Source organism: Myxosarcina sp. GI1 (assembly GCF_000756305.1).
GTDB lineage: Bacteria > Cyanobacteriota > Cyanobacteriia > Cyanobacteriales > Xenococcaceae > Myxosarcina.
In genome coordinates this window covers 1-23,866 of record NZ_JRFE01000017.1, presented here as the reverse complement: position 1 = coordinate 23,866, position 23,866 = coordinate 1, and the positions used below count along the sequence as shown (strand labels likewise).

Genomic DNA, 23,866 nt, shown 5'->3' with positions numbered 1-23,866 from the left:
TCGTACATATACATAATTGAATTTTCTATGTGGCTATGGGTATATAAAACAAATGTATTAATTATTGATGTTTTATAGTTATTTCCACAAAGAACTATTATTCTTTTTCAGTCTTGGCTTCGTATTCTTGCCTGTGCTGTTCGGCAAGCTGCTGATATACAGGATTGTTTTTAGCCTCTTGCCATTTGGCTTTGAATATTTCTGCCGATTTAGCTTTAATTGGATCGGGATCGTTGGGTAAGATTTCTTTTCTGGCGGCTTTTTCTGCCTGTTTTGATTCGGCTTTTTGAGGATTGCTGCGGTACTTTTTGCCGCTTTTGTGATTGGCATAACGGCGCGATCGCGTGTAGCCCATTTGCAAAAATTTTCTTGCCATATCCGCGCCGACAAAATCTTCTTTTTCTAAATATTCTAAAAATAGCTGATAGATTTTTTCGCTTGACTCGGTAGCAATTTCAGGATTTTTAAACCGCCAGTGCGGTAATATTTCTGACTTATAGGGCTCTACTAATAATACTCCCTGTTCCCCTTTTCCAATGCTATATAAATCGGGGCGATCGCGAAAATCTATATTTTTATAGTCTAATGAGTAATCAAACACGCTCGATAAAATAATTTAACTATTCGGGGCGATCGCGAAAAATTCTCTGTTTGTAGTCTAACGAAGTAAATTTGGCAACAGCTATGAGTAATATAGCCCTAGTTGTTATTCGATGGAAACCAACGCCAATCTAACGACGAAGTATAATTATTCTCTGCTTTAAAACTACAAACTACAAACTACGCACTCCTAATTCATGCAACTAATAAGTTCGCTGAGCAGTCGCAATACGCGAAACAACACTAGTAACCAATACCAACAACACCAAAATAAACGCCGCTGCCCAGGCTAACTCCTGTTGATTTTGAAAAGGAACGATCGCAAAATTATAAACCAATACCGACAAAGATGCGGTAGGTTCTACCAAAAGATTATCCCAATTAGGCCAAAATTGAGTAAATAAAGCCGTAAATAGTAAAGGTGCTGTTTCTCCTGCCGCTCTCGCTACCGCTAGAGTTATTCCTGTAATAATTGCAGGTATGGCTGCGGGCAACACTACTTTAAGAATGGTTTGATATTTGTTTGCGCCCACACCCACTGCTGCCTGACGAACATCTTGCGGTACGAGTTTTAAAGATTCGTCAGTGGTACGAACGATAATTGGCAGCATTAAAATTGCCAGGGCAAATCCTCCAGCCCAAGCCGAATAAGCTTTGGTAGTTAAAACAATTACACCATAGGCAAACACCCCAATAATAATTGAAGGAACGCCGCTCAAAACATTGGTAGCAAAACGAATCCATTCTGCAAGTTTACCGCTGCTAAATTCAGATAGATAAATTGCTGCCATGATGCCAATAGGAACGCTGATTAAGCCGCCAATTCCCACCATAATTATGGTACCAACCACAGCATTACCAAAACCGCCGCCGTCTACTAGTGGTGGTGGTGGTAGTTCGGTAAATACTGAGGGACGTAGTGACGCAACTCCCTTAGTTAACAGGTAAGCCAAAATAATAAATAGAGGTATTAATGCTAGCACTGTAAATAGCCCGGCAATAAAACTCATAATCAAGCCAAACAGAGTGCGAGGAGATTTTGGATTGCGCTTGAGACTAGCAGGATTGAAACTGGATTTTGAATCGATAAATTCGGTTGTCATAATTTTCTAAAAATAATCATTCTTTATTTAAATTCTTTGTAGTCTAGTGACTATCAACTGCGCCAAAACGTTAACTACTAAAGTAATTACAAACAGAATCAAGGCTGCATACATCAATGCCGATACCTGTAAGCCGCTGGCTTCGGCAAACTGATTGGCGAGTAGAGAAGAAACGGTATTAGAAGGCTCGAAAACCGATACGCTGACTCTGTTAGAGTTACCAATTAGCATCGTTACCGCCATGGTTTCTCCCAAGGCGCGTCCGAGTGCCAGCATAATGCCGCCAATAATGCCAGAAGATGCCGCAGGAATAATAATTTTGAGGATTGCTTCCCAACGAGTTGCACCCAAGCCAACTGCTGCCTGACGCAAACCAATATCGACGTTAATAATTGCATCGCGAGCGATCGCAGTTATGGTTGGTAAAATCATTACTGATAAAATCAGTGCCGCAGGTAACATCCCTGGACCTCTTAAGGGACTAATATTTTTTAGGAAAGGAATCAAGACAAAAATACCCCATAAACCATAAACCACGCTAGGGACGGCTGCTAACAACTCGACTAAAAACACGATTACCCGTTGAAATTTGGGGGATAAATAGTCTTCGCTCAGGAAAATTGCCACTCCCAAGCCGATGGGAACGGAAATCAATAGCGCGATCGCCGAACTGACAATCGTACCGTATATTGCAGGCCAAACTCCATACTGTTGATTAACTGGATTCCAACTGCTGCTAAACAAAAATCTCCAGCCAAATTCACTTATTGCAGGCATAGCTTGTAAAAAAACCTGAATGGTAATCCAGATTAAAATTCCTGCCACTGCCAGAGCAAATATTTGTGCCGCTCGATAAAAAGTACTGTCTAAAGACCTCTCCATCATAGGAGTGCGTCCAATTTTTCTATTATTATTCATAGAATTGTGTAATATTCAAAAATTTATTATTTTAACTTTAATTTTTTTAGCTATGAGTAAGTATTTACACTACTCAGATTAAGTATAGGTTAACGACAGCGAGCTTACATAAAACTCGATCGCCTTAAAAAAACTAAATCTTACTTAACTGTAACTTTAATAACGAGCCTGTTTCTTATCAATTTCCTTACTTAAGAAGGATGTCAGCATAGAAAAATTGTTTTGCAATATACACATAAAACCTTAAAAAACATAAAAATCAGGAAACAGCATATTTATGACCTTATTGTCAAAAACCGAACTAGAAAATTTGTTGTCAGAAACTAGTGAACCTTGCATCAGTATCTATATGCCAGCCGAAAAAGCTGGTGCCGAAACTCGCCAAAATCCTATTCGCTTCAAAAATTTGATAAGTGAGGCAGAACAGCAATTAGACGATTTGGAAATGCGATCGGATGATGCTAACAACATCTTGCAAGAAGCTAAAGAGACAATAAATAACTACGATTTTTGGCAACATCAAGATGAAGGTTTGGCGGTGTTTATCGCACCCAACAATTTACGCTACTATCGTTTACCTTATAATTTTGAAGAACTTGTAGTAGTAAGCGATCGCCCACACCTCAAACCGCTACTACCCGTAATTACCAGAAACAGTAGATTTTACCTGTTGGCATTAGCTCAAAATCAAGTTAAGCTCTTTCAGGGCAATCACTACAGCATTAAAGAAATAGACTTACCCGCAGGCGTACCCGACAGTATAGAAGAAGCTTTAAAATACGACGATCCTGAAAAACAGATACAGTATCATAGCGGTGGCGGTAGTGGCAATAGTCCTACGTATCATGGTCAGGGTGTAGGCACGACTGAAGATAAAGAAGGAATTCGACGTTTTCTGATCGCAGTCGAACGAGGAATGCAAAATTTACTCAACGATGCCAAAGTTCCTTTAGTTCTAGCTGGTGCTAATTTTCTCTTGCCTATCTATCATGAAACGAATTCCTATAATAATTTGTTAGAAGCAGGAATAGAAGGCAACCCAGAAAATACTTCACCAGAAGACTTGCATCAGCAGGCGTGGTCAATTATCGAACCACATTTACAACAAGAACGCGACGATGCGATCGCGCAATTTAACGAATCACTTGCTGCCGATCGAGCAGGTACAGAGATAGAAAAAATCTTGCCTGCTGCCTATAACGGACAGGTAGACACTATCTTTATCGCTGCTAATGCTCAAAAGTGGGGGAAATTCGATCCCCAGGCAAATAAAATTGAATTTGTAGAAGAACCTGGAGATGGCGCGATCGATTTACTAGACTATGCAGCGATGCGTACTTTTTTACAGGGTGGCGATGTCTATATTTTAGAACTAGAGGAGATGCCAGAAAAGAGTCCCATAGTAGCAACTTTCCGCTATCCCGTTTACGATGCTCAAACTAGTAAAGTAGCGGAAGTTTAACTCGCTACGCGATTAAAAAAAGGAAGAAGAATAAAAAACTTCTTCCTCCTTCTTTCCTACTTCTTCCTTCGTCTAATTTTTGCGTTTTTTCAATTCTTGTAAACCTTTTTTAGCACCAAAAATTCCCGATACTAAAACGATACCCATACCAGGAGAAAATTCAAAGGGAACCTGAGCACTAACTGCTTCTGTCTGCCAACCTACATCGGCTAACCCTGCATAATCAAGATCGGTAAATACTTTGCGCTGACCGAGATTATTTACACTATTAATAGTCGGATCCATTGCTGCTTCTTGAGACGCACCATTGACGTAACTTTGCGTTCCCTCTGCCCAATGTCCACCATCTGAAGTAAGAGGAACATTACTACCATAAGTTTGCACGGATTTAGGTCCAATAAATTCAGTTCCAGAAACATTAGTAGTCCAAGAAGAAGTGGTACCAACCCCCATAAGATGACCAATTTCGTGAATTGCTACCGATAAAAAATCGTATTCATATTCTTCAAGAGGATCTTCAAAGTTGTCGTTCCAAGACCAACCACTAGTTAAATTATTATCAAAACTAATCGAGCCTCCCCAAGTACCAAAATCAGTAGGTGTTGTTTCAAGAGCACCAGTTTGACCTCTTGCTTTTACTGTATTAACAAAGTCGCCCAATCCACTAGCACCAAATCCACCAGGCCCTCCTTGTCCTAAGCTACTAAGGTTCTTTGCGCCAACATAAATTTTTAATGTATCTTCAGCAACGGTTAAATTGTCTATAGTTTGAGTAAAATCATTTACACTAGGATGATCGAAATTTGCTGTCCAAGTGTTAATAATTTCTTCGTAAATTGGATTTCCTTCCCCATCCACTTCCCCTGTATCATAATAAGCTCCCGTAGCTCCTATATCCGTTAGATTGCTATCTTCGTCGGTTATTGCGTCTAAATTGTCCGTTAGAGGTTCAAAATAAGTAGCAGCTTCTTCTAAGGTAGCTTTGCGCGTATCGTTGAAAAAGTCATTTGTATCATACGTATAATCGAACTTTAAATTTATTGCCTGAACTCGCTGTGCTTGACCAACAATAATACTAGTTAAAGAAGCTGCCAAACCATAACTAGCAAGTTTTCTAAGAGAATAATATTTTCGCATCATAACTAGTTTTTCTAATATTTAAATTTTTTCGACGGAAATTTAATTAAGAGCTTTTAGCTAAATAATTTATCTATCGCCATCAGATAACTAAATATCGTAACTTGCCTCTTAGAGTAATAGTCATGGGTACGATCGCGGAAAATTTATTAAACTTTATTATTCTATCTAATTGCTTTCACCAAACTAAAAATAAACTTCAATTTTTTAGTAAATTATTTATTCGATCTAAATATTTTTGTCTAATGTTTAACAGTATAAGTACTGAATATCAGTAAAAAGACTTATAGCAATCCTAAATGATTCATGAAAAAATTTCTGCTGCCTTTTGCCTTTTGCCTTTCTTTATTGTTTAGTTCAAAAATAAAATAGGAACGCTATATATTAAGTTAACGAGTTCTTTTACGCCTGCGGCTAGACTGCTTTTGTCTAATGGCGATTGTAACCAGGGTAATTACGGTTATGGGAATTACAAAAGCCAGCATGACAATTCTGTACACTGGCAAGCCTTCATAATTGGTGGCATCCATAACTAAATAACCAATGTATGCAAGGTAATAAAGGATAAATAATAAACCCTCCCAGCGATCGAGCCGATAGCCAGAATAGAAGATGGGCAAACAAGCAAAGGATACCGCGATCGCCACAGGAGCATTGACTTCAATTACCGTTTCTGCAACTTCAATGCCATTGGGTGCAACTATGCCTGCTACTCCTAAAACTGCCAGAATATTAAAAATATTGCTGCCTAAAACATTACCTACAGCAATATCTCGTTCGCCACGAAAACTAGCCATCACTGAGGTAGCTAGTTCTGGTAGAGACGTGCCAAAAGAGATAATTGTCAAGCCAATTACTAATTCGCTAACTCCAAAATCTCTAGCGATGCTAGTAGCCGAGTCTACTAACAAACGAGACCCAAATACCAATAACGCCGAGCCACCAATAATATAAGCTAAATTTTTCAACCAGGTAAAAATAGAATTATCGCTAGGCAAACCATATTCGCGGGTAAATTCGTCTGCTTCTAAATCTTTTTGTTTGCGACTCTGGTAAATTAACGAAAAAGTGTAGAGTAAAGCACCAATAAACAAAATAATACCGTCCATTCTGCCAAGCTCACCATCAAGCCCAAACAGAAGTAATAAAACTGTCACCCCGATCATAATCGGTACATCAGAACGAATTACCTGTCGGTTAACTATGAGAGGTGCTACTAAAGCAGACAAGCCGAGAATCAATAAAATGTTACAAATATTACTGCCTAGAGCATTACCGATCGCAATATCTGATTGCCCTGCAAAACTAGCAATAATACTTACTGCCATTTCTGGCGCACTCGTACCATAAGCAACGATAGTTAGTCCAATTATTAGGGGAGGGATTCGCAAGATTATTGCCAGTCTCGATGCTCCTTTAACTAAAAATTCCGCACCGAATACTAACAGTACAAATCCACATACTAATAATAAAATCGTTGTCAGATTCATAAAAACGTAGAACAAGGGTTTAATTGATATTATCAGGCTATAGAATTAGAAAGTAGGAAGCAGGAAGTAGAAAGTATAGAAGAGGCAACAGGCAAAAGGGAAGTAGAGAGTAATAAGTAATAAATATATTATTTTGACGTGCTACTCGCTACTCTAAAAGCTTCCTCTACTACTAGAATAATTTTTAGAACTAACATTTAACTAGACTGCTGATAGTAATTTAAGTTCTACCGTGAAAATTTTAGTATTAAATCCTGGTTCTAGCACTCAAAAAAGCTGTCTCTATCAGCTACAAGATGAGCTACCAACAACACCGCCCAAACCAATGTGGGAAGGAAAAATCGATTGGTCTGGTGATGATTCGGGAGGGAAGTTAGAAATTGAAACCGATAGGACTAACAAAGAGATCGAGCTAGAGTCGAGAGACGAGCTTGAAGCGATCGCCCAAATGTTGGATACTCTAACTCAGGGAGATACCAAAGTTATTAACACTCTGACAGAAATAGATGTAGTCGGACATCGAGTAGTTCATGGTGGTGCAGACTATTCCCAAGCTACCAGAATTACTCCCGAAGTTAAAGAAGCGATCGCGCAGCTAATTCCCCTCGCACCAGAACACAACCCCGCACATTTAAAAGGAATTGAAGCGATAGAAGCCAAACTAGGTGATATTCCTCAAGTAGCAGTATTCGACACGGCATTTCACTCTCAGATGCCCTTAAAAGCCAAAGTTTATCCCCTGCCCTATAAATTTTACGAACGAGGCATTCGCCGCTATGGCTTTCACGGCACCAGCCATCGCTACTGCGGTCATCGGGCAGCACAAATACTTAATAAGCCTTTGGAAGAACTAAAAATTATTACCTGTCATTTGGGTAATGGTTGTTCTCTAGCCGCAATTGCCAACGGAGTCAGTATCGATACCACAATGGGTTTTACTCCCCTAGAAGGCTTGATGATGGGTACTCGTAGCGGCTCGATCGATCCTGCAATTTTGATTTATTTGATGCAGAAAGAAGATTACGATCGCGATCGCCTCAATACCTTGTTAAATAAAGAATCGGGTTTAAAAGGGGTATCGGGAATTTCTAACGATTTGCGCCAAATTTTCAAGGCAATTGACGAAAATAACGAGCGAGCTGAATTAGCCGTCGATGTCTATATTCACTACCTACGTAAGGGGATTGCGGCAATGGCTGCCTCTCTGCAAGGTTTGGATGTATTGGTGTTTACGGCAGGAGTCGGAGAACATCAGGTATTAATAAGAGAGAAAGCCTGTCATGGTTTTGAATATATGGGTTTGAAGCTGAATAAAGCTAAAAATAAAGAGGAAATTATGGAGGAAGATATGGCTGCCTGTGATTCAAAAGTACGGATCTTAACTATACCGACTAACGAAGATTGGGCGATCGCTTCTGAATGTTGGCAGCTTTTCCAACAGAAGCGATCTTAGAATTATCTCTTAGCGAATCTGCGAGGAAACTGCCTCCGAAAGAGCGGGAATTTCAGCATAAGAACCCCGTGCTGATTGAATAATGCCATAGAAACTGATAACTACAGTACCAATAAAAATGGTGTTGTTAAGAGTTTCGGTTATCAAACTTTGTCCGCCAAAACCAGAACTCAAAATATTCATAATCAAGCTACAGACAATCAAGATAATATCCAGCATGATTACCTGCATGGTATTAAAGCGAATGAAATAGTCAATATTGGAATTTCTAACTACTGCAAACCATAAAGCAAAGAAAATTATCAATCCTGCAAATGGCAAAGTATAGTAAATGGTAAGTAAAGGAGCAATAGGAGTGTAAATAATTCCTAAGAAAGGAAATTGTTTTAATAACAATAATCCAAAAGGTAAAGCATAGATTAAAGGAAGTATATACACAAGTGCCGCAAAAAAGCGACCTTTTGCATCAGTTTCGGGATTTGCCATAGTGTTTTTATAAAGTCAAGATACATTTTTAGTTTATCGTTAAAAATAAGGAAACAGTAACGACTAAAGCTATATTTAAGAGTTATGAATAACCTTCGCGATCGCTAAGTGTAATATTCAGACGAGCCAAACTTAGAACTTTTTTTTTGCCAAGCTAGTTAAACAAGAATGATGAAACTAGACCGCCGTACCAAAATCGTGGCAACAATTGGACCTGCTAGTAGTTCGCCTGAAATAATTAGATCGATGGTGTTAGCGGGAATGAATGTTGCCAGACTTAATTTTTCTCACGGTAGCTACGAAGAGCATGCCAAAATGGTATCTTTATTGCGATCGGTATCGGTAGAATTAAAAACTTCAATTACTATTCTCCAAGACTTACAAGGTCCAAAAATTCGTGTCGCTCAGTTACCACATGGTTCTATGTTTTTACAGGAGGGAACGAAAGTAACTTTAGTTTCTCTAGAGGAATACGACGAACAACCAGATACCATCGCGATCGATTATCCCTTTTTAGCAAAGGAAGCAGAACCTGAAGCTCAGATTCTGCTAGATGATGGGTTACTAGAGTTGGTAGTAGAGTCAGTAGAAGATAACAAAGTAGTCTGTCAGGTAGTTGAAGGAGGTATTCTCAAAAGCCGTAAAGGAGTCAATCTTCCTGGATTAAATCTGAGTCTGCCCTCAATGACCGAGAAAGATAAACGAGATTTGGAATTTGGTTTATCTCAAGATATAGACTGGATATCATTGAGCTTTGTGCGTCGGGGAGAAGATATTCGCATCCTCAAGCAATTTTTAGCTACTAAAGGCAGAAGCGATATACCCGTGATGGCAAAAATTGAAAAGCCCCAGGCGATCGCTAATTTAGCAGAAATTTTGACTGAATGCGATGGTTTGATGGTGGCGCGAGGCGACTTGGGCGTAGAAATGAGTCCCGAAAAAGTGCCTGCTCTACAAAAAGATATAATTCGTAACTGTAATCTTAGAAACATCCCCGTGATTACTGCTACTCAAATGCTAGACAGCATGATTGACAATCCTCGTCCTACTCGCGCTGAAGCTAGTGATGTTGCTAATGCAATTGTTGATGGTACGGATGCAGTAATGCTTTCTGGAGAATCAGCCGTTGGTAAATATCCCGTTAAAGCCGTACGGATGCTAGCAAAAATTGCCGCCAGTATCGAACCAAAATTTGATTATGTCAACAATCCACCTGCCCAATCTGACGAAACTCATGCCCTCAGCGAAGCACTCAACGCGATCGATAAAACCCTCAAGTTACGCTGTATCGCAACTTTTACTACTACGGGCTATACAGCTTTAATCGCTTCTGGAGAGCGACCTAGAGTTCCTGTCGTTGCTTTTACACCAAATATCAAGGTCTATCATCGCCTTAACTTAATTTGGGGTATCGAACCAATTCATGTCGAACATCAGACAGAAACTTTTGAACAGCTAGTCCAATTAACTGAAACCCAGTTGCGCGAGCGCAATTTGGCTACAACAGGCGATCTCGTTTTAATTATGGGTGGCATTCCCACCAGAAAACCTAAAGGTACAAATTTTCTTAAAATTCATACAATCGGCGATTCACCAATGAGCAATTAACATTCTGGCAGCTAAACTCTTATTGTTCACTGTTCATTGATGAACGAGATTATCTTGTGAAATGTAATTAATAGCCTCATCTGGAAGGCATTGTGTAGATCTACTATGAATGACTCCTTCCCAGATAACTCCGTTTAAATTTGCGCCACAAAAATATGCTCCAGTTACATTAGCATTGCTAAAGTTAGCATTACTCAAATCTGAATTTTTAAAGTTCGCACTTCTCAAATTAGCATTTTGAAAATTAGCATTACTCAAATCTGAGTCACTAAAATTAGCATTAAGTAAATTAGCCCTTTGTAAATCTGCATCTCTTAGATTGCCACTTTTAATACTAGTTTCATTAAGGTTGCACTCAACACATTCATGAGTCAGTTTAAAATTTGATAGTTCTCGTTCGTCAGCACTAAGTACAGGAATTGTTGCTCCAAAAACAAATAAACATGTCGCTGCACTTAATAATTTAAAATTCATGAAAATAAAAAAAGATTTTTATCGATCTGTTATTATCATTGTTACTAGTGTTAGTAGTTTTATATGCAACTTTTGTAGGATTTTATAAAAATATAATCTTTTTGATACAAAATCTTTAATACTATTTTATAATCAGTCTTTTTTTAATCCGATCCGTAAAATATGCAGTTAAAATGAAGGCATCATTTTATAAGCTTTAACCAGACAACACAGCCATTTATTTTCTATTAAAGTTTTAATATAGTAGCATTTGTGAAAATAAATGTTGCGATCGCGTCATTTTTGTTATTCAGTTATGAATTTATTAAAAATATTAATTTTAGCAACAGTTGTTTTGTCGGTAATAACTGGAGTTTTATTCGCAACTATAGCTTTATTTTAAAGAAAAAATATACGACAAAGTATTAATATATTTCTATTTCTTTATTTTTTTTGGAGGACTTTTGGGAGATCTGCTTGGAGCGGTAGCTGGCCCGCTTGTTGCATGCATTATTTATATTATTACTTCTGGAAAACCAGATTTTATTTCTTATGATATTTACGCCATGTTGTATGTTTTTATAGGTTTTTTAGTATGTTTAATTGTCGGTATAGTTGTTGGTGCAGTAAAAAGTGGAATAGAGCGCTTAGATTAAGGTGGGTTGATTCCCACCTTTTAAAACCTAACTCAACCCTTCAATCAGTTGCTGCTTCGCCGCATCCAAAGCCTCATCTAATTTACTTGCATCCCTTCCGCCAGCCTGTGCCAAATTCGGTCTGCCACCGCCGCCACCACCGCAGATTTTGGCAATGCCACCGATGAATTTACCTGCCTGTAGTTTTTTCTCTTTGATAACTTGCTGACTAAAAGCAGCAACCAAACTTACTTTACTCTCAGCAGGAATTGAACCTAAAACTACGGTTGCTTCGCCCAATTTTTGCTGCAATCTTTCTGCAGCTGACTGTAAGGATTTAGCGTCTAGTTCGCCCATATTTGCCACTAAAACTTTATACTCGCCGACAGTTTCGGCTTGAGATAATAAACTATCAGACTTAGCGATCGCCAGTTCTTGTTTTGCCGCTTCTAATTCTTTTTGAGTAGCTTTTAGTTCGGCTTGCAAACTGTTAACACGATTGCTAATTTCTTCGGGTTTAATTTTAAAGCGATCGCTCAATTCTTTGACTACTTTGTCTCGTACATTTAAATAGTCTAAAATAGCCGCACCTGCAACAGCTTCAATCCTTCTGACACCAGAAGAAATACCCGTTTCCGAGATAATTTTAAATACGCCAATTTCGGCAGTATTATGCACGTGAGTACCGCCGCAAAGTTCCATCGACACCCCAGGGAAATCGATCACTCTCACATTGTCGGCATATTTCTCCCCAAACATAGCGATCGCCCCTTTAGCTTTGGCTTCTTCTAAAGGCATAATATTAACGTCGGCTTCGTGTGCCTCGGAGATCCAAGTATTAACTAAGTCTTCTACCTGCCGAATTTCTTCTGCTGTTAAGGCACGGGGACAGTTAAAATCAAATCTAAGGCGATCGAAGTCTACTAAAGAACCTGCTTGAGAAATAGAATCATCAACTATTTTCTTTAAAGCCGCTTGTAATAAGTGAGTTGCAGTATGATTGGCTTGGGCGCGACGACGACAGGCGCGATCGATAGTTGCGCTAACCGTATCACCTAAAGAGATAGTACCGCGATCGACCTTACCAAAGTGAACGAAGATATTTGCTTCTTTTTGCACATCTTCAACGCGAATTAAGACATCATCGCCAGAAAGATAGCCTTTATCGCCAATTTGTCCCCCAGACTCGGCATAGAAAGGAGTTTCATTGAGAACGATCTGAATTTCATCTCCTGCTTTAGCAAATTCTGCCTGTTCGCCATTGACAATAATTCCCGTAGCTACAGATTTGGCAGTTAGTTTGCTATAGCCTAAAAACTCGGTGGTACTGTCTTTTGCCAATTCACCCAAAGCATTTTTAGCCGTAAGATCTATAGTTTCATGGGCATCTTTAGAACGAAGTTTTTGTGACTCCATTTCTCGTTCAAAGCCTTCAACATCGACAGTTAAACCCTGTTCTTCGGCGATTTCTTCGGTAAGTTCTAAAGGGAAACCATAGGTGTCGTAAAGATCGAAAGCATCTTTACCAGAAATTTTGCTTTCCGAAAGATTGGCAGCCTTGGCAATAATTTCAGCCAGCAGCTTTTCACCTCTTTCTAATGTCTTTAAGAACTGTGATTCTTCTGTCTGTAGCTGGTTTTTTATAAACTCTTCTCGTTCTCTAACATTAGGATAAGCCGATTCCGATAACGCGATCGCAGTTTCAGCAACTTTATTGATAAAATTACCTTCAATACCAACTAATCTGCCATGACGCACTACGCGACGGATCAAGCGGCGCAAGATATATCCTCGACCTACATTAGAAGCAGTCACACCATCAGCAATTAGATGTGCTACAGCCCGAACATGGTCGCCAATTACTTTGAACGAGATTTTAGTTTTATCATCGGCTGTAGCATAATCTATACCTGCAATCTCAACCGCAGTTTTGATAATTGGAAAAATTAAATCGGTTTCATAATTATTAGGTACTTGTTGCAGGATTTGCGCCATCCTTTCCAAACCCAAACCCGTATCGATGTTTTGGTTTTCTAGCGGCGTACGATTTCCTGCTGCATCTTGATTAAACTGCATGAACACTAAGTTATAGAATTCGATAAACCTGCTGTCGTCTTCTAAGTCTATATTCTCATCTCCCAATTCTAGATGAAAATCATAGTACAATTCCGAACAGGGTCCACAAGGTCCAGTGACACCAGATTTCCAGTAATTATCTTCTTCTCCCATACGCTGAATGCGATGTTCGGGAATACCTATTTTGTCACGCCAAATAGCAAAAGCTTCATCGTCATCTTTAAATACGCTGGGAATAATACGTTCTGGAGGCAGCTTATAAACTTGGGTAGACAGTTCCCACGCCCATTCTATAGCCTGTTCTTTAAAATAATCGCCAAAGCTAAAATTACCCAACATTTCAAAAAAGGTATGATGTCTGGCGGTACGTCCAACATTTTCTATATCGTTGGTGCGGATACATTTTTGAGAAGTAGTAGCGCGTGGTTGAGGTGCTTTTTGCTGTCCTAAAAATATTGGTTTAAATGGTAGCATCCCCGCAATGGTTAGTAGTACCGTTGGATCTTCTGGTACTAGCGAAGCACTGGGTAAGATTTTGTGTTGTCTCTCCTCATAAAACTTGAGGAACTTATCGCGGATCTGGCTACCGCTTAGATATGTAAGAGAGTCAGCCATAGTAGTTTGTTTAATGCAATTCGGTTTATATGTTTATTCTTGCATTTTTGGTGATGTATGGGTCTGGCGCAATGACAAACGCCAATCAAAATATTTTAAATTTTTCTAAAAAAAATGATGATTTAAGAAAATATAAAGCCGAAAGACTATTTTTAAAAGCTTTGATAAAAGTTAACTCTATCTTATTGCGGCTATTATTTTGGCAAGAATACTATGTAGTAAGATATCCATCTTCAATATAATATATTTGATTATTTATTTATAAAAATGATAAGTTTCAAAAAAATATTTGGTTTTGTAAGTATTTTTCCTTTTATTATTACTAACTTTTTAATAGCTCCTTGTTTGGCAAATGAAACACCAATAGAAGAACAAAAGCTTTTACTCTGGAGAGTCGATCCAAAACCTGGAAGTCTTTATAGTACTTATATTTTGGGAACTTATCATATAGGCAAAAATTGTCAGTTGCAATCGCCAGCTTTTGAACACGCTTTTAGTGATGCTGAAACAGTAGTTTTTGAACTAGATTCAATACAAGATCCCGATTTACAACCGAAAATACAAGAGACTTTAAAAAAATTAATTTACGATCGAGGTATTCCTAACGATACTAGTGAAAGTTTGAAAGAAATTTTAGATCCTAAAACTTATGAGCTTCTGAAGCAGAAAACAGAAGCTTTTGAATTGCCTATCGAAAAAATTTCCTATTTAAAACCATGGGTTTTCATGTGGATGTATTGGTCAACTCAAATGTCACAGACAACTCAAACACAAACGGGATATAGCTCTGAATGTGGTTTAGATCCGATGATTGCCAAAAAATCTCAGTCTACAAACAAAACAATTACAGGTTTAGAGACTATAAACTATCAAATAGAAAAAATTATAGATTTATTTATTTCTATGGATTTAGAAACAACTCTAGCTGCTGTAAACTCAATAATTCAGTCAAAACCTGCTTATGAAGGATTACTAGATACTTCAGAATTAGACTTACTGATTAGTAATATAGATGCAGGAAATACAGAGCATATAGAGGCTTCTATTAATGATTGGTGTAAAAAAGATGCTAACACCTGCGAATCTTTATTATTTGCTAGAAATCGTAATTGGATACCAAAAATAGAACAATTTTTAAAATAAGAACAAGACAGTTTAGTGGTAGTTGGCGCAGGACATTTGGTAGGAGAACAAAGTATTATTCAATTATTAAAACAAAAAGGATACAAAATAAGAAGATTTCATAATGATTTTCGCTTGACGGAAGAATAAATATAAAAATTGATATTTTGGTAGAATAAGAAAATATAAATGTTTACAGCATTAATGAAAGCACGATCGCGCCATGATCTATAATTTTGATTATCGTGCAAAAAAAACAGTATTATCGGTAGGGGCGATACTCTTACGAGAAGGCTTACGCCAACGCGAATCGCCCCTACTACCATTTGGATGGATTATCGAAATGCAATTGGTCTTGATGCCAAGATAGGGGATTATTGATAATATATAGGCGAATGTTGTTTGGCGATCGCTCTTTACGAATATTGTCCATTTTATACTCTGAGATCGCTATAAATAGATAATCTACATTAGGATACGCGGTAACATCATCGAGTTCGATTAAATAAAAGAACGATCGCACTTAAATACGTACATGCGATCGCTCAATTTAAAATATATTCGATTGCTTATTAGAAACATTTGTTTATTTTCCCGACCAAGTCACCCAATGGTGAGAAGTATGTTCTTGTTTTCTTTCACCTTCATCCCAACTTAAGCGATTTAAATTAGTACCTTGAGTTTTTGCTACGGAAAGATCGGTGCCAGCAAGTTTAGCATCGGTCAGATCGGCATTAGTTAAGTCTGCACCACTCAGATCGGCATCTGTTAGATTGGCACTGCGTAAGTCTGCTTGTTGTAGATTAGCACAACGTAAATCTACGCCGCTTAAATCGGCACCTCTAAGATTGGTATTTTCTAAGTCGGCACCAATTAAGTTGGCTTCCGATAAATTTACACCTACCAAACTAGCATTATTCAGATCGGCATTGGTTAAGTTAGCCTGTTGCAAACAAGCACCGCTCAAATCTGTATTACTCAAGTCTGCTTCACTTAAATCTGCTTGTGTTAAATTAATTCGCGTAAGATTGACAGCTTTAAGATTAGCAGAGTGTAGATTTGCACCTTTAAAATCTAATATTCCGTATCTGTATTGACGAAGTAGTTGTGAAGTTTTCATAATCCCTCTGTTTATACTACTAATATCTCGCTTGCTTTTGTCAGACAAAAGTAGAATAATTCACTTTTTAGTAAGCTATTTACAGCAAAATAAAACCACAAAATTATTTTTTAGTTTTGTCCGAAATACAAAGTTAAAATCGATTACTTTATGCTCGGATATTCTACAAATAAAACTTGAGGTTTGTGTGAAGAACGGGAACGATGATTATCTTTACAAATTAAATTAATAGACATTTTGTCGTTCTGTTGCGCCAGCAGCATCTAAATTGTCTCGCTCTTCTTTAGTTCTACGGACGATTAATACCGAACAAGGTGCATAGTGGGTAACGTAATTACTAACGCTGCCAAGAAATATTTCTTTAAGTCCTTTTAAGCCTCGGCTACCGACTAAAATCAAATCTGCCGACCAGTTATCAGCTATTTCACAGATAGTTCGTCCTGGATTGCCAGTAAGTTGGGTGTATTCTGTTTTAACTCCTGCCGCTATTGCCTCTTCTGTCAAATTTTGTAAAAAATCGATTCCCCACTGTTTGTATTCTTCTAGTTTTTGTTGATAAAGCTCATAATTGCGGTCGTTTATCAGAGGATAATAAGCATAAGTTGGTAATATAGGGTAGCCTGCTTCGTCTTCAGTCAAAATATGCAACAGCATTAGTGAAGCTTCCATACTTTTGGCTAAAGAGACTGCTGTATTAAGGACAGATCGATCTCTTTCAGAAATATCTACGGCTACTAAAATTTTTTTGGTCATTTCCAATACCTCTGGTTATGCTCTCGCTTGGTAGCTCAATTTCGTTTATAAAAACATATACACAAATAACGATGTTTTGCTAACCAATTACAGATACTTGTCTGAGCTAATGTTTTTTTTATATAGGATTAAATTGAAGAACTTGTGAAGATATATAGTAAGTGTTGTATTGTAGAGTTTCCCTGAGAAGACAAAGCGATCGCCCTACTTTAGCTATAGAAAAAAACTATAGCTACCTTCAAAGCTATTGTCTATCGCGATCGCTTCAGAAAAATTATAATGACCCTACGAGATATAGAGTGTTTTAGGAGAAATAGTTATGGCGCGGATGTATTATGACGAAGATGCTAATTTAGATTTATTTAAAGATAAAACCGTGGCGATTATTGGTTATGGTTCCCAAGGACATGCCCACGCTCTCAACCTCAAAGATAGTGGCGTAAATGTAATCGTTGGCTTATATGCTGGTAGCAAGTCCAAACCTAAAGCTGAAGCAGCAGGATTGACAGTTAAAAACGTAGACGATGCCGCACGAACAGCAGATGTAATTATGATTCTGTTGCCCGATGAGGTACAGAAGCAGGTTTACACTAACGAAATTGCACCACACTTAACTCAAGGTAAGGCTTTAGCATTTGCTCACGGCTTTAATATACACTTTGGACAAATTGTTCCCCCCGAAACCGTAGATGTATTTATGGTTGCCCCTAAAGGACCTGGACATTTAGTCAGACGCACCTACGAACAAGGACAAGGTGTACCCTGTTTATTTGCTATCTATCAAGATGCTTCGGGACAGGCACGCGATCGCGCTATGGCTTATGCTAGAGGTATTGGTGGTACTCGCGCTGGGATTTTAGAAACTTCTTTTAGAGAAGAAACCGAAACCGATTTGTTTGGCGAACAGGCAGTTCTCTGCGGTGGTTTGAGTGCCTTAATTAAAACTGGTTTTGAAACTTTGATCGAGGCAGGTTATCAGCCAGAACTAGCTTATTTTGAATGTCTGCACGAAGTAAAGTTAATCGTCGATTTAATCGTTGAAGGTGGCTTGGAAAAAATGCGCGATAGTATTTCTAACACTGCCGAATATGGCGATTATACTCGCGGCAATCGTGTCGTTAACGAACAAACGCGCGCCGAAATGCGCCAAATTCTTAAAGAAATTCAGTCTGGTCAATTTGCCCGCGAATTTGTCTTAGAAAATCAGGCTGGCAAACCAGGATTTACCGCTATGCGCCGTCAAGAAGCCGCTCATCCTATTGAAGAAGTAGGTAAAGACGTACGCGCTCACTTTAGTTGGTTGAAACAAAAATAATACCTGTAGGGGCGATACTCTCGCGAGAAGGCTTACGCCAACGCGAATCGCCCCCTTTGTTTTTAACCAGAAGGCAACAACCGCCCGATAGTACGATTTTCAGGAACGAATGTAGCCTGCGCTACACGCTGAATATCTTTGGGAGTAATTTTTTCAAGCTTTTTCAACTCATCAAAAACATTGCGCCAACTTCCCGTTTTGGCTTCGTATTCGGCTAAAATGTTTGCCATTCCTAAATTAGAATCAAGACTGCGTAGCAAGCTAGCTTTTAGCTGCGTTTTTACTCGTTCTAATTCAACTGTCGTTACGGGTTCATTTTTTAGCCGTTCGATTTCCTCGTTGAGTGCTATTGCCACATCTTCAACGCTTTTATTAGGTGCAACTAAAGCGTATACTAAGAGTAGATTGGGGTATTTATTGCCTGGAAAACCAGCAAACCCTTCAGCCGAAAGAGCTACTTGTTTTTGTTCTACCAAAGATTGATAGAGTCTGGAAGTTCTGCCACTGCTGAGTAGTTCGCCAATAACTTCGTATACGGGATAGTCGGGATGAGTTAGGGCGGGTATGTGGTAGCCTTCTAGATACCAAGGTTGGGAAGGAAATTTGACAGTTACTTCTCTAGTTTCTTCCTGAGTCGGTTCCACTGCCGTTACGGGATTCGGTGCAGAGCTAGTTTTAAAGCGTCCAAAATAGACTTCGGCTAACTCTTTAACTCGCTCGGGATCGACATCACCTGCGATCGCAACAGTTAAATTATTAGGTGCGTAATAGGTATCGAAAAAGCGATCGACATCTTTTCTGGTTAAATTTAATAAGTCTTCTCGATAGCCAATTACAGGACGTTTGTAAGGGTGAGTTGTATAAGCCGCATCTAAAAAAGCTTCAATCATTTTACCAATTGGCGAATTATCGGTACGCATCCGTCTTTCTTCTAAAATCACCTGCTTTTCTTTATAAAATTCACGAAATACGGGTTCGAGAAATCTTTCCGACTCTAGAGACATCCAAAGCTCCAACTTGTTGGCAGGAAAGCTATAAAAATAACTAGTATAGTCAGCAGAAGTTGCTGCATTTAAACCGACACCACCTGCCGTATCGACAATTTTGCCATATTCATTTTGCTTGACATACTCGCTGGCGGCTGCCTGTGTTTCGATAAACTGTTGCGTTAGTTGCTCGATCTTGGCTGCGTCTTCCTTAGCTTCTGCTACCTCAATGCGAGCAAATAAACGATCTAACTTTTTAAGTAATTTCTTTTCTGCTTGATAATTAGTAGTACCAATTTCTTCAGTGCCTTTAAACGCCAAATGTTCCAAAAAGTGAGCCACTCCCGTTTTGCCATTTGGTTCGTCCACACCACCAACATCGGCATAGGTAACAAAAGAAACTACTGGCGCGTCGTGATTTTCTAAAACGATAAACTTCATACCGTTATCGAGAGTAAATTCACTAATGCGATCGATTACTCTTTCTAAATAGGGCTGAATCGAACTATTTTGTGGAGGTTTGGTTTCTCTAGCATAAGCATTACTAGAGAAACTCCAAAATAAAGCGATCGCCGCAATAAATATACAAATCTGCTTTTTCTGCCAAAAAACCATAATTAATTATGTTGTCAATAAAAATTATCGATAGATCCAATAAACCATAGCCTAACTAAAATGGTTGTCATTAAGATTTGATGACAATGTGTAAAGAAGCACCGAGATCGGGGTTTACTTGTAAGAGAATAAATCTACGCTCGACATAATCCGTCAGAGCGCGATTTACGCTCGTTATCATACTCAGTTGCTCGTTACCTTACTATTATGCAAGTTTTTTCTCAGCGTACCTGGAAAGAGGCACGAAAACCTGCAAATACTGAAGCAGACACTCGTACTCGCATTTTAAAAGCTGCGTTAGTATTATTTGCCCACAAAGGCTATGAAGGCACGACTACCAAAGACTTGGCACAGCGCGCAGGAGTAGCTGAAGGCACTTTATTTCGTCACTTTCCCAACAAAAAAGCAATTTTAATTGAAGTTGCCACTTCTGGATGGGTAGAAATTTTAACGGACTTGCTCACCGAATTAAGCGAAATGGGTAGCTATAAAGCGATATCGCAAGTCATGCGTCGTAGAATGTTTAATATGCGTAAAAATAGTAACTTATTAAGGGTTTGCTTTATCGAAGCTCAATACCATCCCGATTTAAGAGAACGCATTCAAACAGAAACGATCGCCAAAATGACCGATGTAGCCGAAGCCTTTTTTGAAACGGCGATGAATAAAGGAATTTATCGCCAAATGAACCCTAAAGTAGTGGCTCAAGTATTTTTAGGCATTTTTGCGATCGCGGGTTTCTCCAACCAAACCATTATCGAACCCGATGCTTCTCCCCAAGCACTTCAAGAAATGGCAGAAGGCATTTCTGATATCTTTTTAAATGGAGTTTTAGCGCGGGAAAAAGCAGTCGATAACTGATAATTGATAATTGATAATTGATAACTGAAAAAGCGTGACTATTGTTAGAAATACCAAAACTAAAGTTAAACGCCGTCGCAAAAATTTATGGTTTGAACGCTTGATGGCTTTTATTGCTGTCATCAACCTATTGTTAGTTATTTTTAACTTAACTTATATACCTTTAAGAGACTTTTGGTATTCGGGTCGAGTTAGTATTGGCGATATTAAAACTGCATATTTTGAATTAGAGGGAATTGAAGTAGATTTGCTTCCTCCTTCTATTTCGCAGTCGGTCACGCAATACGACCAGGTTAAAGGCATAGTTGCCAATCGCGATACAGAACAATACTTAGCTCTAGTAGAACGGTTAAAGCAAGAGTTAGCCCAAGGTAGTGAGGTTACTTCTAAAAATGTTACCAACATACTGGGAGATTTACGCCGTCGCAGCCTTGAGATTATTGACAGCGATCCCTTTGCTGAAGCTGGTAAATCGGGTATTCTCGAACAAATTAAAAACAGAATGCGCCAGCATCTTCCCAATACCAGTCAATCTGCCAAACAGGCTTTTTGGCAATTTTGGAGCGTTAATCATTTAGAAGGCAAAGTAGCCGAAGAACTAAGCTTTTTCGATACAGAAATTCAGCCATTATTTGCCAGAAACTACTACCGTTATCTCAGCGAAAATGGCGGCTATGTTGACTACTTCGGTTTTATAGATTTTCCGTTTGGGGTTATTTTTGGTTTAGAATTTTTAATTCGTACTTTGTTTATCAGTCGTCGTCGCACTGGAGTTAGTTGGCTTGATGCCATGCTGTGGCGATGGTACGATCTATTCTTTTTAATTCCTTTTTGGCGATGGTTGAGAATTATTCCCGTAACTATTCGTCTCAATCAAGCTAAAATTATTAATCTCGATGCTATTCAAAGACAAGCCAGTCAGGGTTTAGTGGCAGGAATTGCCGAAGACGTTACTGAAGTTGTATTTATTCGTTTAATCGGTCAAATACAAACTTCAATTCGTCAGGGAGATATTGCTAAAATTTTATCGCGATCGCCTGCAAATACCTATGTAGATATTAATAACACTAACGAACTTGCCGAAATTGTTAGAATTCTAGCTAAAGTAATTGCCGAAAGAGTCTTACCTGCCATTCAGCCCGAAGCAGAGACATTAATGCAATACAGTGTACAGAAGGCTTTAGAACAAAGTTCTGCCTATCGCGGTATTAAAAGGCTTCCAGGAGGAGAGAGAGCCGTAACCAACCTCAGTCAACAGTTGGTGTCCCAGACATATTCTGCTTTTAGTAGTGCGTTACAGGGAGTATTACAAGAAGACAAACAGTTCGAGCGTCTGTTAGACAGCTTACTTGTCAACATCAATAAAACTTTTACTTCCGAACTTCAAGCTCAAGCAAGTTTGGATAAAATTGAGTTTTTACTAATAGATCTACTCGAAGAAATTAAAATTAATTACGTCGAACGTCTCTCAGCCGAGGATGTGGAAGATATCTTGGAACAAACTAGAAGTATTCGTAAGATCGTGCAAAATTAGCGTCAATTCTGTTTATTAACTGAACTTGGCTTAAAATTATCCTAGTAATGAAAATCTTATTGCCTTTAATAAATGGATACCAAAGCTTTTAAACGTTCTCTACAAAAATCTGAAAACTATCACCGTCGCGGGTTTGGCAAAGAAGCAGAAATTGCGGGGGTAATGAATAGCGAGTATCAAAGTAGTTTAATTCAGACCATTCGCGATTCTTACTATAGACTAGAGCGAGGAGACGTAACTATCAGGCTGGCTGAAGCTTTTGGTTTTTGCTGGGGTGTAGAACGCGCTGTAGCTATGGCTTATGAAACGCGCCAGCATTTTCCCAACGAAAAGATTTGGATTACTAACGAAATTATTCATAACCCCTCAGTCAATCAACGTTTGCGGGATATGAACGTTGGCTTTATTGAAGTGGTAAACGGAGAAAAAGATTTTTCAGTAGTAGGTTCGGGTGATGTGGTCATTTTACCCGCTTTTGGGGCGAGCGTACAGGAAATGCAGTTGCTCGATCGCAAGGGTTGTAAGATCGTCGATACTACCTGTCCTTGGGTATCTAAAGTTTGGACTTCAGTAGAAAAACATAAAAAACGCAACTACACTTCGATCGTTCACGGTAAATACGCTCATGAAGAAACTATTGCCACTACTTCTTTTGCCGACTGCTATTTAGTAGTTTTAAATTTAGAGCAGGCAGAGTATGTCGCTAACTATATTCTGCATGGGGGAGATAAAGCCGAATTTTTAGCTAAATTTGCTAATGCACACTCTTCAGGCTTCGATCCCGACCGAGATTTGCAACAGGTAGGAATTGCCAATCAAACTACTATGCTTAAAAGCGAAACCGAGCAAATTGGAAAGTTATTCGAGCAGACCATGCTGAAGAAATATGGTCCTACCGAGTTAAACGAGCATTTTATGAGTTTTAATACTATCTGCGATGCTACTCAAGAAAGACAGGATGCGATTCTTAATTTAGTCAAAGAAGACTTAACTTTAATGTTAGTCATTGGCGGTTTTAATTCTTCTAACACCACCCATCTCCAAGAAATTGCGATCGAACACGGTATTACTTCTTATCATATCGACAGTGTAGATCGAATACTCGACCGCATCCATCTCGAACATAAGCCTTTAGGAAAAGAAATTGAAGTAGCACGCGACTGGTTGCCTGAAGGCAAAATTACTGTGGGAATTACTTCTGGGGCTTCAACACCAGATAGAGTAGTAGAGGAGGCAATTGAAAAAATATTCAAACTAAAGTCGCAAGTAGCTGTTAGTAGTTAGCAAGTACTTGTTAACTGATGTTACGCGCTCATCAATTTGTAATTAGCGGGTAGTGGTTAATAGTTATTGGTTAGTAGGTATTCAACTAATATAATAACAAACAACCAACAACCCCAATTTTCGGTACGTACTGCTTAAGGTCAGATATTAATTTGTCAAATGAGGCAGAACAACGGTAAAAGTAGTTCCTTGTCCTAATTGAGTTTCCATAGCGATCGCTCCACCATGTAAATCTACTGC

Annotated in this window: 20 protein-coding genes and 1 pseudogene; 9 read left to right on the top strand and 12 right to left on the bottom strand. The window is 38.7% G+C overall.

Translation table 11 applies throughout. The features are described 5' to 3' along the window. Nucleotides 1–97 precede the first annotated feature (97 nt). From KV40_RS12980 to pstC, 3 genes are all read right to left on the bottom strand, one after another. The gene (locus KV40_RS12980; protein ID WP_036482034.1) at nucleotides 98–601 is read right to left on the bottom strand and encodes a DUF4385 domain-containing protein; all 504 of its coding nucleotides are present in this window, start codon (nucleotides 599–601) and stop codon (nucleotides 98–100) included. Nucleotides 602–803: 202 nt separating this feature from the next. After that, nucleotides 804–1,703 carry a phosphate ABC transporter permease PstA gene (gene pstA / locus KV40_RS12975; RefSeq protein ID WP_036482032.1) on the bottom strand — a complete coding sequence of 300 codons (900 nt, stop codon included), beginning with the start codon at nucleotides 1,701–1,703 and terminating at the stop codon, nucleotides 804–806. Nucleotides 1,704–1,730: 27 nt separating this feature from the next. After that, entirely contained in the window at nucleotides 1,731–2,621 is an 891-nt protein-coding gene (pstC, locus tag KV40_RS12970) for a phosphate ABC transporter permease subunit PstC (RefSeq protein WP_036482030.1), read from the bottom strand. Nucleotides 2,622–2,898: 277 nt separating this feature from the next. On the opposite strand from pstC, the gene KV40_RS12965 reads away from it, so the two are divergent. After that, a complete protein-coding gene (locus KV40_RS12965; protein WP_036482027.1) occupies nucleotides 2,899–4,083 on the top strand; it encodes a hypothetical protein in 1,185 nt (394 codons plus the stop codon). A 72-nt stretch (nucleotides 4,084–4,155) separates the two neighbouring features. Here KV40_RS12965 and KV40_RS12960 read toward each other — a convergent pair whose 3' ends face one another. Beyond that, nucleotides 4,156–5,223, bottom strand: coding sequence for a hypothetical protein (locus KV40_RS12960; protein WP_156114029.1), 1,068 nt, complete (start codon nucleotides 5,221–5,223; stop codon nucleotides 4,156–4,158). Between the two features lie 386 nt (nucleotides 5,224–5,609). Then, nucleotides 5,610–6,710, bottom strand: a complete 1,101-nt coding sequence (locus KV40_RS12955; RefSeq protein ID WP_036482023.1) for a calcium/sodium antiporter — start codon at nucleotides 6,708–6,710, stop codon at nucleotides 5,610–5,612. Between the two features lie 232 nt (nucleotides 6,711–6,942). On the opposite strand from KV40_RS12955, the gene KV40_RS12950 reads away from it, so the two are divergent. Beyond that, nucleotides 6,943–8,163, top strand: a complete 1,221-nt coding sequence (locus KV40_RS12950) for an acetate/propionate family kinase (RefSeq protein ID WP_036482022.1) — start codon at nucleotides 6,943–6,945, stop codon at nucleotides 8,161–8,163. A 9-nt stretch (nucleotides 8,164–8,172) separates the two neighbouring features. Here KV40_RS12950 and KV40_RS12945 read toward each other — a convergent pair whose 3' ends face one another. Then, nucleotides 8,173–8,649 (bottom strand): Tic20 family protein, encoded by a 477-nt coding sequence (locus tag KV40_RS12945; protein ID WP_036482020.1) that lies wholly within the window; start codon nucleotides 8,647–8,649, stop codon nucleotides 8,173–8,175. Between the two features lie 168 nt (nucleotides 8,650–8,817). On the opposite strand from KV40_RS12945, the gene pyk reads away from it, so the two are divergent. Beyond that, nucleotides 8,818–10,257, top strand: coding sequence for a pyruvate kinase (pyk, locus tag KV40_RS12940; RefSeq protein ID WP_036482018.1), 1,440 nt, complete (start codon nucleotides 8,818–8,820; stop codon nucleotides 10,255–10,257). 33 nt (nucleotides 10,258–10,290) lie between these two features. Here the strand turns inward: pyk and KV40_RS32150 are convergent, their stop codons facing one another. Beyond that, nucleotides 10,291–10,731, bottom strand: a complete 441-nt coding sequence (locus tag KV40_RS32150) for a pentapeptide repeat-containing protein (RefSeq protein ID WP_052055611.1) — start codon at nucleotides 10,729–10,731, stop codon at nucleotides 10,291–10,293. 443 nt (nucleotides 10,732–11,174) lie between these two features. On the opposite strand from KV40_RS32150, the gene KV40_RS12930 reads away from it, so the two are divergent. Beyond that, nucleotides 11,175–11,366, top strand: a complete 192-nt coding sequence (locus KV40_RS12930; RefSeq protein ID WP_036482016.1) for a hypothetical protein — start codon at nucleotides 11,175–11,177, stop codon at nucleotides 11,364–11,366. A 27-nt stretch (nucleotides 11,367–11,393) separates the two neighbouring features. On the opposite strand, the gene alaS is transcribed toward KV40_RS12930, so the two are convergent. Continuing rightward, the gene (gene alaS, locus KV40_RS12925) at nucleotides 11,394–14,036 is read right to left on the bottom strand and encodes an alanine--tRNA ligase (RefSeq protein WP_036482014.1); all 2,643 of its coding nucleotides are present in this window, start codon (nucleotides 14,034–14,036) and stop codon (nucleotides 11,394–11,396) included. Nucleotides 14,037–14,303: 267 nt separating this feature from the next. Here alaS and KV40_RS12915 point away from each other — a divergent pair. Continuing rightward, nucleotides 14,304–15,308, top strand: a pseudogene (locus KV40_RS12915) (TraB/GumN family protein). Between the two features lie 169 nt (nucleotides 15,309–15,477). Here KV40_RS12915 and KV40_RS36205 read toward each other — a convergent pair. The 3 genes from KV40_RS36205 to KV40_RS12905 form a co-directional block, all read right to left on the bottom strand. Continuing rightward, a complete protein-coding gene (locus tag KV40_RS36205; protein WP_216595606.1) occupies nucleotides 15,478–15,681 on the bottom strand; it encodes a hypothetical protein in 204 nt (67 codons plus the stop codon). Nucleotides 15,682–15,744: 63 nt separating this feature from the next. Beyond that, on the bottom strand, nucleotides 15,745–16,278 hold the full coding sequence (locus KV40_RS12910) for a pentapeptide repeat-containing protein (RefSeq protein WP_036482005.1): 534 nt from the start codon (nucleotides 16,276–16,278) through the stop codon (nucleotides 15,745–15,747). Between the two features lie 225 nt (nucleotides 16,279–16,503). Continuing rightward, on the bottom strand, nucleotides 16,504–17,031 hold the full coding sequence (locus KV40_RS12905; RefSeq protein ID WP_036482002.1) for a universal stress protein: 528 nt from the start codon (nucleotides 17,029–17,031) through the stop codon (nucleotides 16,504–16,506). Between the two features lie 319 nt (nucleotides 17,032–17,350). On the opposite strand from KV40_RS12905, the gene ilvC reads away from it, so the two are divergent. Further along, on the top strand, nucleotides 17,351–18,346 hold the full coding sequence (ilvC, locus tag KV40_RS12900) for a ketol-acid reductoisomerase (protein ID WP_036482000.1): 996 nt from the start codon (nucleotides 17,351–17,353) through the stop codon (nucleotides 18,344–18,346). A 62-nt stretch (nucleotides 18,347–18,408) separates the two neighbouring features. Here ilvC and KV40_RS12895 read toward each other — a convergent pair whose 3' ends face one another. After that, nucleotides 18,409–19,947 carry a pitrilysin family protein gene (locus tag KV40_RS12895; RefSeq protein WP_036481997.1) on the bottom strand — a complete coding sequence of 513 codons (1,539 nt, stop codon included), beginning with the start codon at nucleotides 19,945–19,947 and terminating at the stop codon, nucleotides 18,409–18,411. 207 nt (nucleotides 19,948–20,154) lie between these two features. On the opposite strand from KV40_RS12895, the gene KV40_RS12890 reads away from it, so the two are divergent. The 3 genes from KV40_RS12890 (at nucleotide 20,155) to KV40_RS12880 (ending at nucleotide 23,626) form a co-directional block, all read left to right on the top strand. Next, nucleotides 20,155–20,808 carry a TetR/AcrR family transcriptional regulator gene (locus KV40_RS12890; RefSeq protein ID WP_036481994.1) on the top strand — a complete coding sequence of 218 codons (654 nt, stop codon included), beginning with the start codon at nucleotides 20,155–20,157 and terminating at the stop codon, nucleotides 20,806–20,808. Nucleotides 20,809–20,842: 34 nt separating this feature from the next. Then, nucleotides 20,843–22,342, top strand: a complete 1,500-nt coding sequence (locus KV40_RS12885) for a hypothetical protein (RefSeq protein ID WP_036481992.1) — start codon at nucleotides 20,843–20,845, stop codon at nucleotides 22,340–22,342. A 72-nt stretch (nucleotides 22,343–22,414) separates the two neighbouring features. After that, complete coding sequence (locus KV40_RS12880) at nucleotides 22,415–23,626, top strand: 4-hydroxy-3-methylbut-2-enyl diphosphate reductase (protein ID WP_036481989.1); 1,212 nt, start codon at nucleotides 22,415–22,417, stop codon at nucleotides 23,624–23,626. Nucleotides 23,627–23,866: the final 240 nt, after the last annotated feature.